A 6,651-nucleotide genomic window follows, 5' to 3' on the forward strand; every position below is an offset into this window, starting at 1 on the left:
AAATAATAGATGCCAAAGAATTATTTGAATGAATTGATGGAAAAGGTTCATACCATGAAAGACAAAAAAGGTTATTACATAAAATCGGTTATTAAAAGCTTAAAAATTTTGGATTTATTTTCGGAATCAAGGCAAGAATTAAGTATAACCGAGATAAATAAGGTATTGAATTTAGGTGTTAGTACGACTTATCGATTACTCAGTACTTTAAAATATGAAAATTACATTGAACAAAATCCGTTAAATTTAAAGTATAAATTAGGTTACGCTTTTCTCAATAAGGCTTTTTTGGTTTCCCACAATGAAGCAGATATTATAAAAAAATCAATGCCCTTCTTAGAGAATTTACGTGATTTTACCAAAGAAAGTGTAAGTTTAGCAGTTTTAGACGGAGCTAATATAGTTTATATTGCTAAAGCAGATAGCTATGAACTTTTAAGATCGAATATCGAAATAGGCAAAAAGTTTCCCGCACATCTAACTGCTTTGGGAAAAGTATTATTAGCACATCTTCCTTCAAAAAAAATTGACCAGCTATATAATATGGATAAATGTTCTATTGATTTAAATATTTCTGAACTAAGTCAGACCTTAGATAAGGTGAAGATTGAAGGATTTGCTATTGATGATGAAGAATGTACTCCGGGAATAAGATGTGTAGCGGCTCCGATAGTGGATGCTATTAATGAAGTTTCGACAGCCATCAGTATTAGTGGTCCTACTATACGTTTTACTTTAGATAAAATAGATTTATGGAAGAGAGAGCTCCTGAAAGTCGCTAAAGAAATATCTTTTAAGAGTGTATAGAAAAAAACAAGATGATCAACTATTTTTTGTTACTCCCCCAAATTATCTACTTGAGTTTTTAATTTTACCTGAAATAACCCCCTTACTACTTTAAAAATATTAGAAAATTTCATAAAAAAGAGGGATTTTTTTAACAACTTGTGGTATATTTAAAATAGTAAATTGGGTCACCCAATTACCCAATCATTTAGCAAAAGAGGTCAGTATGGAATTTAAAGCAATTGCTCCTATTCGTTTATATGAAAGCGTATTAGATCAGATTGTAGCGTTAATTAAAAATAATGAATTGAAACCGGGAGATAAGCTTCCTCCCGAGAGAGAGCTAGCTGAAAAATTATCTATAAGCAGAGGCTCTCTAAGGGAAGCTTTCCGAGTTTTAGAGTCGAGAGGATTAATAAAAAGTAAACCAGGTGGAGGAAGATTTATTCGAGATATAAGAAAAAGTGATCCTAACGATACAGAAAATATTCTGTTAAGTTTGGAAAAATCTTCTATTTTAGAGTTATTAGAAGCAAGAGAAATATTTGAAGTAAAAATTGTCACACTGGCTGCCCAAAGGGCTACCGTCGAAGATATCGAATCAATTGAGAAAGCTTTGAACAAAATGAACGGAGAGGGTAGTTTAGAAGATGATTTAAAAACAGAATCGGATACAGATTTCCATTTAGCTGTCGCGAGTGCTTCTCATAATTTTGTTTTTGTTAATATAATAAAATTACACTTGGATTTATTAAAAGATACACGAGAAAAGACTCAGCAAATTCCCGGAAGGCGGGAAGAACGATGGCGGGAACACCAAAAAATACTGCAGGCTGTCAAAGAACATGAACCTGAAAAAGCAGGAGAAGCTATGCTGGAACATCTGAGAAAGGTGAGAGAAGTATTAGCAAATATATAAAGTTAGGCAGAAAATTATTTTAATAATGGGAAATGGTGAATAAAGATCAAGATTTTTAAGAATATTATCCAGTAAAAATGAGGAGATTAGACTATGAAAGAGATAAGAGTTCTATCACCCGTAGGAATGTTGGGATATGGTTTCCCAGCAGAATCTTTTCAGAAGGGTTTAGAAAAAAAACCCCATGTCATTGCTGCTGATGCCGGCTCAACAGACGGTGGTCCCCACAAATTAGGTGCAGGCGTGGGCATTGTAAGCAAGGAAGCGACTAAAAAAGATCTAACTTTTATGTTAACAGCGGGTTGTAAAAATAAAATACCGGTTATTATCGGTTCTGCCGGGGGTTCAGGTGCTGAGGTTCATCTTAATTGGACTGTTGAAATAATAAAGGAAATTGCCAAAGAGAAAAATCTACACTTTAAGATGGCCTTGATTCACGCAGAAGTTGAAAAAGATTATCTTCAAAAAAAGCTGGCTCAAGGGAAGATAAAACCTTTGGGTCCTGTGCCGGAAATAACTTATAAAGATATAGAGGAGGCAATCCGAATTGTGGCAGTAATGGGGGTACATTCTCATATAAAGGCTTTAGAGATGGGGGCAGAGGTGATTATTGCTGGTCGCTCCAATGACCCGGCTATGTTTGCCGCCCTCCCCATTAAGGAAGGATATGATCCCGGACTGGCTTTACACCTGGGAAAGATTTTAGAATGTGGAGCCATGGCATCTACACCCGGAACTACTTCTGATTGTATGATGGGATATCTAAGAGAGGATTGTTTTATAGTAGAACCTACTAATGCTCTACGAAAATGTATCCCCAGCACGGTAGCAGCCCATACTCTATATGAAAAGTCAAGTCCACTTCATATTATTGGCCCGGAAGGAATGGTTGATGTTACGAGATGTAAATTCGAGCAATATAATGAAAGAGCAGTACGGGTATCAGGTTCCAAACTAAAGAGGAGCGAAACTATTCAGATAAAATTAGAGGGGGTAAGTAAGGTAGCTTATCGAACTATATCTATTGCCGGGGTAAGAGATCCAATTATGATTAAACAAATCAATGAGTGCGAAGAGCATGTTCGTAAAACAGTTGCCTCTTATTTTAATAGCATTCCTTACCAAAATTATCGATTAATCTTCCATGTTTATGGAAAGAACGGTGTCATGGGAGAATTAGAGCCTCAAAAAGAGATTACCTCTCATGAGCTTTGCCTTATTTTGGAAGTCGTAGCCAAAGACCAGGGGCTGGCCAACACTATTTGCGCCTTTGCTCGTTCTACTTTAATGCATTATTCTTATAAAGGCCGTATTGCAACCGCGGGTAATTTAGCTTTTCCCTATGCTCCATCGGATATACCTACCGGAGCGGTGTATAGATTTAATATTCATCACTTGGTAGAAGTTGATGATCCCGACGAGCTTTTTCCCATAGAAATGGTAGAAATTTGAAATAATAATAAGTTTAAAAAGGAGAATACATAAATGGCTAAAGAAGTTCCTATTATAGATTTAGTAAAAGTGATAAGAAGTAAAAATGCCGGTCCTTTTGAGTTGACCTTTGATATAATTTTTAAAGATAAAGAAACTTACCAAAAAGTTAAGGAAACCAAGGTAATTACTAAAGAGCTTATTGCGCAACTTTATCATATTCCCCTTGAGAAGGTGCTTCATTTTGTAGAGTTTGATCCAGCTAATGCCATAAAAGCTACTATTGTAAGGCAAGTAGATTCAGGAAGCATCGGGGAGACCGATGTATACGGTGCTCAACAACATGCTCCGCTTTTAGAGATTAAAATACCTTATGAGGAATAAGGAGGAAAAAAATGAGAGAAGATTTATTAAAATATATTCCAGAATTTGATTTAATTAAAGATTTAGATTTAAAAGAGAAGGTTTTGAAAGTCTGGGAGATAGCTCTTACGAACGGAGGCTGGGAAATGAAAGACCTTCAAAGAATGCCTTTTACTTTGTTGATTGACCCTTGTCCTTGTAATATGATTGAGCATATTAGGGGAGTAGTCAGTGTTTCCGCGAGTGCAGCGGAAGCCCTTCAAAGTATTTATAAAGATAAAGTAAAAATAAATAAGAATTATCTTGTTGCCGGAGCACTGCTTCACGATATTGGGAAATTGGTAGAATACAGGGAGAAAAATGGAAAATTTATACCCAGTAATTTAGGGAAGTTAGTTCGCCACCCCATATCCGGAGTAGGTCTTTGTTACGGTCTGGACATTCCTCCGGAGGTAATACACATTATTGCTTCTCATTCCTGGGAGGGAGATCGTTCCCAGCGAACTCCGGAAGCCATTATTGTTCACCATGCCGATTTTACTAACTTCGAACAGTTTAAATAAGCTTTAATACCAAAACCTGTTGGTAAATAAAAATATACTTTTATTCAGTAAAGAATATTTATAGAAAAAGGTTCTTTATATTAAGGAGGAAGATATGGGTAAGACTTTTGCAGAGAAAGTATTAGCCCTTAAATCGGGTAAAAAAAATGTAGTTAGCGGAGAAATTGTAACTGTTTCTCCGGATATAGTCATGTCTCATGATAATTCGGCCGCTATAGCTAAAAAATTCAAACAAATTGGGATTGATAAAGTAAAACATCCGGAGAAGATAATCATTCCTCTGGATCATTGTATCCCGGCCGCAACAGAAAAATATGCTTCTAATCATAAAGAGATAAGAGAATTTGTTCGGGAACAGAAGATCGAACAATTTTATGATATTAATACCGGAGTCTGTCATCAGGTTCTTCCCGAAAAAGGACACGTCGTTCCCGGAACTCTCATATTGGGAGCGGATTCCCATACTACCACCTACGGAGCATTTGGTGCTTTTTCCACCGGGATTGGAAGAAGCGAAGTGGCTTCCATCTGGGCAACAGATGAAATCTGGCTTAGAGTACCGGAGACTATCAAGATAAATATTGAAGGAAAAATACCTTCCGGAATATATCCTAAAGATATTATCCTCTACATTATTGGGAATTTAAGTGCGGACGGTACATTGTATAAAGCAGTAGAGTTTTGCGGAAAAGTAATTGAGGAAATGGATATGGGGGGCAGAATGACTCTATGCAATATGGCAGTGGAGATGGGAGCAAAGATCGGCTATGTAGAACCAGACGAAAAAACGATACAATGGCTTGCTTCAAGGACCAATAAAAAATACCAAATAATAAAATCAGATGCTGATGCCGACTATGAGAAAATTATGAATTACGATATAAGTGATTTGGAACCTCAAATTGCCTGCCCTCATACCGTAGATAATGTAAAATCGGTAGCGAAGGTGGCGGGAACTAAAATTGACCAGGCATTAATCGGAACCTGTACCAATGGAAGATTGGAAGATCTAAAAGTTGCCAGTAAAATTCTTAATGGTAAAAAAATTGCTAAGGGAGTCAGACTTTTAATCTTTCCTGCTTCAATGGAGATCTTTGCCCAGGCGATGGAATTAGGAATTCTTCAGGGATTAATCAAAAGCGGAGCGGTAATCATGAATCCAGGATGTGGCCCTTGTTTGGGAGCCCATGAGGGGGCTTTAGCTCCCGGAGAAGTTTGTTTGAGTACTGCCAATAGAAATTTTAAGGGAAGAATGGGATGTAAAGAGGCAGAGATTTATTTAGCCAGTCCGGCTATTGTGGCCATTTCTTCCCTTTGTGGTGAGATTACCGATATAGGAGGGGATTTAAAGTGAATATTAAAGGGAGAGTATGGAAATATGGTGATGATGTAAATACCGATATTATCTTTCCGGGTAAATATACTTATACTATTTCCGATCCTAAAGAGATGGCACTCCATGCCCTGGAAGACCTTGATTCGAAGTTTGTCAAAGAAGTTGAAAAGGACGATATTATTGTAGCGGGAAAGAATTTTGGTTGTGGCAGTTCCCGGGAACAAGCCGCTACCTGTCTAAAATATGCGGGAGTGGGAGCTGTTGTAGCCCAATCATTCTCCAGAATATTTTTTCGGAATGCTATTAATCAGGGACTTCCCGTGATTCAAAGCAAAGAAGCAGTGGAGAATATATCTTCAGGTGAATTAATTGAAATTGATTTTGAAAGAGGAAAATTGTTGTGCAAAGAGGGAGTTCTTAATTTTCCTCCTTTGCCGGAATTGGTATTAGGGATTCTTACAGATGGGGGACTTATTCCTCACACTAAAAAATTATTGAAAATGGAGAAGGGAGAATAAAATGGCGAAATATAAGATAGCCTGGTTACCGGGTGATGGAATCGGAAATGATGTAATGGAAGCAGCAAAAATTGTATTAGATGAACTTAAACTTGATGCAGAATATTTGCCTGGCGATGTGGGTTGGGAATTTTGGAAAAAAGAAGGAAATCCTTTACCTGACAGGACTATAAAAATTCTCCAAGATACAGATTGTTGTCTCTTTGGAGCGATAACTTCCAAACCTAAAGAAGAAGCAAAAAAGGAACTTGCCCCCGAACTCAAAGAAAAAGGGTATGTTTATTCGAGCCCAATTGTAAGATTACGTCAGGAATTTAAGTTACATACGAACTTACGTCCCTGTAAAGCTTATAAAGGAAACCCTCTCAATTATCGTGATGATATAGATTTGGTGGTTTTTAGGGAAAATACCGAAGGATTGTACAGTGGAGTAGAGTTTCATCCTCTACCCCAAAAGGTAATGGATTCTCTGGTAGAAAGTCATCCCAAGATGAAAAGATTTAAAGACATCCCTTTAGAAGATATTGCTTTATCTTGCAGGATCTTTACTCGGAAAGCCTGTCAATCTATTATCCGTCAGGGTTTTGAATATGCCAAGAAGTATAATAGAAGTTCAGTTACGGTAATTGAGAAACCAAATGTAATCAGAGAAACCAGTGGATTAATGATAAGAGAGGCTCGTAAAATTGCGCAAGAATATCCTGGAATCGAACTTTGGGAGACCAATGTAGATGC

The 6,651-nt window shown here is 37.0% G+C and carries 8 protein-coding genes; all 8 read left to right on the plus strand.

The genetic code is table 11. From position 1 onward, the window contains the following. The first annotated feature begins 9 nt into the window (after positions 1–9). Entirely contained in the window at positions 10–807 is a 798-nt protein-coding gene (locus ENO17_06680) for an IclR family transcriptional regulator (GenBank protein HER24716.1), read from the plus strand. 205 nt (positions 808–1,012) lie between these two features. Next, positions 1,013–1,705 carry a FadR family transcriptional regulator gene (locus ENO17_06685; GenBank protein HER24717.1) on the plus strand — a complete coding sequence of 231 codons (693 nt, stop codon included), beginning with the start codon at positions 1,013–1,015 and terminating at the stop codon, positions 1,703–1,705. A gap of 93 nt (positions 1,706–1,798) precedes the next feature. Next, entirely contained in the window at positions 1,799–3,157 is a 1,359-nt protein-coding gene (locus tag ENO17_06690; protein ID HER24718.1) for an acyclic terpene utilization AtuA family protein, read from the plus strand. Positions 3,158–3,190: 33 nt separating this feature from the next. Continuing rightward, positions 3,191–3,520: a DUF4387 domain-containing protein gene (locus ENO17_06695; protein HER24719.1), complete on the plus strand. Its 330-nt coding sequence runs from the start codon at positions 3,191–3,193 to the stop codon at positions 3,518–3,520. A gap of 11 nt (positions 3,521–3,531) precedes the next feature. After that, the gene (locus ENO17_06700) at positions 3,532–4,062 is read left to right on the plus strand and encodes an HD domain-containing protein (GenBank protein HER24720.1); all 531 of its coding nucleotides are present in this window, start codon (positions 3,532–3,534) and stop codon (positions 4,060–4,062) included. 94 nt (positions 4,063–4,156) lie between these two features. Continuing rightward, positions 4,157–5,416: a 3-isopropylmalate dehydratase large subunit gene (locus ENO17_06705; protein HER24721.1), complete on the plus strand. Its 1,260-nt coding sequence runs from the start codon at positions 4,157–4,159 to the stop codon at positions 5,414–5,416. Further along, entirely contained in the window at positions 5,413–5,916 is a 504-nt protein-coding gene (locus tag ENO17_06710; protein HER24722.1) for a 3-isopropylmalate dehydratase small subunit, read from the plus strand. The genes ENO17_06705 and ENO17_06710 overlap by 4 nt, the downstream gene beginning before the upstream one ends. Before the next feature lies 1 nt (position 5,917). Then, positions 5,918–6,651 (plus strand): isocitrate/isopropylmalate dehydrogenase family protein (locus ENO17_06715; GenBank protein ID HER24723.1); only part of this gene is annotated, 734 nt, incomplete at its 3' end.

The sequence above is a fragment of the Candidatus Atribacteria bacterium genome, from assembly GCA_011056645.1.
Taxonomy (GTDB): Bacteria; Atribacterota; Phoenicimicrobiia; order Phoenicimicrobiales; family Phoenicimicrobiaceae; genus Sediminicultor; species Sediminicultor quartus.

Bases quoted from the DNA above. Each gene is read 5' to 3' on its own strand.
- ENO17_06695 (HER24719.1), top strand. From the start codon at position 3,191: ATGGCTAAAGAAGTTCCTATTATAGATTTAGTAAAAGTGATAAGAAGT.
- ENO17_06705 (HER24721.1), top strand. From the start codon at position 4,157: ATGGGTAAGACTTTTGCAGAGAAAGTATTAGCCCTTAAATCGGGTAAA.
- ENO17_06690 (HER24718.1), top strand. From the start codon at position 1,799: ATGAAAGAGATAAGAGTTCTATCACCCGTAGGAATGTTGGGATATGGT.
- ENO17_06685 (HER24717.1), top strand. From the start codon at position 1,013: ATGGAATTTAAAGCAATTGCTCCTATTCGTTTATATGAAAGCGTATTA.
- ENO17_06680 (HER24716.1), top strand. From the start codon at position 10: ATGCCAAAGAATTATTTGAATGAATTGATGGAAAAGGTTCATACCATG.
- ENO17_06700 (HER24720.1), top strand. From the start codon at position 3,532: ATGAGAGAAGATTTATTAAAATATATTCCAGAATTTGATTTAATTAAA.